The 2,669-nt window shown below is 74.0% G+C and carries 3 protein-coding genes; all 3 read right to left on the bottom strand.

The window, feature by feature from the left end:
* A partial coding sequence (gene mshC / locus ACWEVO_RS34600) for a cysteine--1-D-myo-inosityl 2-amino-2-deoxy-alpha-D-glucopyranoside ligase (RefSeq protein ID WP_452311623.1) occupies positions 1 to 1,048 on the bottom strand: 1,048 nt, incomplete at its 3' end.
* Positions 1,049 to 1,115: 67 nt separating this feature from the next.
* Positions 1,116 to 1,934, bottom strand: a complete 819-nt coding sequence (locus ACWEVO_RS34595; RefSeq protein WP_452311622.1) for an SCO1664 family protein — start codon at positions 1,932 to 1,934, stop codon at positions 1,116 to 1,118.
* Positions 1,931 to 2,503 (bottom strand): DUF3090 domain-containing protein, encoded by a 573-nt coding sequence (locus tag ACWEVO_RS34590; RefSeq protein WP_452311621.1) that lies wholly within the window; start codon positions 2,501 to 2,503, stop codon positions 1,931 to 1,933. The genes ACWEVO_RS34595 and ACWEVO_RS34590 overlap by 4 nt, the downstream gene beginning before the upstream one ends.
* Between the last annotated feature and the right edge of the window lie 166 nt (positions 2,504 to 2,669).

Genomic DNA, 2,669 nt, shown 5'->3' with positions numbered 1-2,669 from the left:
GCGCGGCGGCGGCCCGGCGCCAGCGGGCCAGCCGCTCCTCGGCGGCGGAGAGCAGCTCCGGCGTCCACGACCGGTCGGTGCGGTAGTGCCCGCTCAGCAGGGCCAGCCGGACCGCCATCGGGTCCACCCGGTCCGCCCGCAACCGGGAGACGAAGACCAGGTTGCCCCGGGACTTCGACATCTTCTCGCCGTCCAGGCCGATCATCCCGGCGTGCACGTAGTGGTCGGCGAAGGGCGCCTGGCCGGTGAGCCGCTCGGCGTGCGCCGCCGAACACTCGTGGTGCGGGAAGAGCAGGTCGTTGCCGCCGCCCTGCACGGAGATGCGGTCGCCGAGCAGATTCAGCGCGATCACCGCGCACTCGATGTGCCAGCCGGGGCGGCCCGGACCCAGCTCCCCACCCGGCCAGGACGGCTCGCCCTCCCGGGCACCCCGCCACAGCAGCGGGTCGAGCGGGTCCCGCTTGCCGGCCCGGTCCGGGTCGCCGCCGCGCTCCGGGAAGATCTCCAGCATCTCGTCGCGGGACAGGTTGGACTCGTAGCCGAACTCCGGGGCGGCGCTGATGTCGAAGTAGACGTCGCCGGTGCCGTCGTCGAGCCGGTAGGCCGCGCCGTCCTTGAGTAGGACCAGCACCTTCTCGGCGATGTCCGGGATCGACTCCACCGCGCCGACGTAGTGCTCCGGCGGGATGATCCGCAACGCCTCCATGTCCTCGCGGAACAGCGCGGTCTCCCGCATCGCCAGGACCTTCCAGTCCTCGCCGTCACGCTCGGCCCGCTCCAGCAGCGGGTCGTCGATGTCGGTGACGTTCTGCACGTACCGCACGGTCAGGCCGGCGTCCCGCCACATCCGCTGCACCAGGTCGAAGGTGATCATGGTGGCGGCGTGGCCGAGGTGCGTGGCGTCGTACGGGGTGATGCCGCAGACGTACATGGTGGCGGCGCCGTCGGGTCGGCTCGGCTGGACACCCTGCCGCGCCGAGTCGTACAACCTCAGTGGCTCCCCCGTACCCGGCAGCCGTGGCACCTCGTGTCCCGCCCAAGACTCCATGACCGCCAGCCTAACGATCCGTCAGGGGCGCGGCTGCGATCCCCCGGGTGATCAACGCGACAGCAGTTCACATGGGCGGCCAGGGCATCGCCGGCCAGTCCTCGGGAGGCAGCGGGAACCGGCCGGTCCCGCGCAGCCGGTCCACCCGGACGGCCAGCTCGGCGACCTCGCTGATGGTCAGGTGCTCGGCCAGCTCGTCGCCGAGGGCCCCGCCGAGCTGGCCGGCCAGCCCGTCGAGCATCTCCACCGCGTCCGGGGGCAGCTCCCGGCCGGCCCAGCCCCACAGGACCGTGCGCAGCTTCTCCTCGACGTGGAAGCAGACGCCGTGGTCGACCCCGTAGATCCGGTCGTCCGGGCCGACGATGACGTGCCCGCCCTTGCGGTCGGCGTTGTTGAGCACGGCGTCCAGGACGGCGAGCCGGGCCAGCCGGGGGTCGTCGGCGTGCGCCAGGGCGTACGCGGCGCCGTCGTCGTCCCGCGCCGCCGCGACCGGGAACCAGCGCGGCGGCACCGTCTCGGCCGGCACGAAGCCGACCAGTGGCTCGGCGTCCTCCGGCTCGTCGATCCAGAGCTGGCAGGAACCGGGCCCGAAGGGGCCGTCCCGCAGCACCGTCGGCGGCACCAGGTCCCAGCCGGTGGCCCGGGAGACCAGGTACGCCGACACCTCCCGGCCGGCGAGCGTCCCGTCCGGGAAGTCCCAGAGCGGCCGCTCGCCGCGGACCGGCTTGTAGACGCAGCGGGCGGTGAGCCCGTCCAGGGTGATGATGCCGCGCAGGGTGGTGTTGGAGGCGTCGACCAGCCGCCCCTCCAGGTCCAGCTCACCGTCGCTGAGCAGTCGCAACGCGGCGGCGCCGTCCTGTCGGGGCTGAAGTTCCGACGAGGTCACCGGTGATAACCGTTGTGCCGGGGGCAGAGGTGGCCGGCCGGATCCAGGGGCTGGCCGCAGAGCGGGCAGGGGGGACGTCCGGCGTTGACCACCCGGCGGGCGCGCTCGATGAAGGCGCGCGTCGCCGCGGGGGTCAGCCGGACCCGGAGCCGGTCGAGGTCGTCGTCCGGCTCGTCCTCGTCCTCGTCCTCGTCCGCGTCGCCCAGCTCGACCTCGGCCTCCGCCTCGCCGACGGCGATCGCCTCGATCACCACGGTGGCGGTGTCCACGTCGAAGGCCAGGCCCAGCGTGCCGACCCGGAACTCCTCGTCGACCGGGGTGTCCAGCGGGTCGTTGTCGCCGACCGCGGGGGCCGCCTCCGGCAGGTCGACGCCGAACCGGCGCTGCGCCTCGGAGAGCAGCTCCTCCAGCTTCTCGGCGAGGAGGGACACCTGGACCTTCTCCAGCGCGACGCTGACCAGCCGGCCACCGCCCCGCGCCTGGAGGAAGAACGTACGCTCCCCCGGCGGGCCGACGGTTCCGGCGACGAACCGCTCCGGCGGCTCGAAGGCGTGCACCTGGTGGGTCATACCCACGACCCTATCCGGACGGCGGGAGCGCTGCGCAGCCCACCGACGGCGAATCCGCCCAGGGCGAAACGCCGAGGACGGCACGGACCCTCCCCCGGCGTGGCGGGCCCGCTCCGCGCGAGGTGCGAGGCCCGCCGGATCGGCGCGCTCCCCGCGCTCACGGCGC

This window comes from Micromonospora sp. NPDC003776, from assembly GCF_053605645.1.
The sequence above is the reverse complement of the archived record's forward strand: the minus strand, read 5'-3'. Positions and strand labels throughout refer to the sequence as shown.

Excerpts from the sequence above, each read along its gene's own strand:
- ACWEVO_RS34590 (WP_452311621.1), bottom strand. The coding sequence starts at position 2,503 with ATGACCCACCAGGTGCACGCCTTCGAGCCGCCGGAGCGGTTCGTCGCC.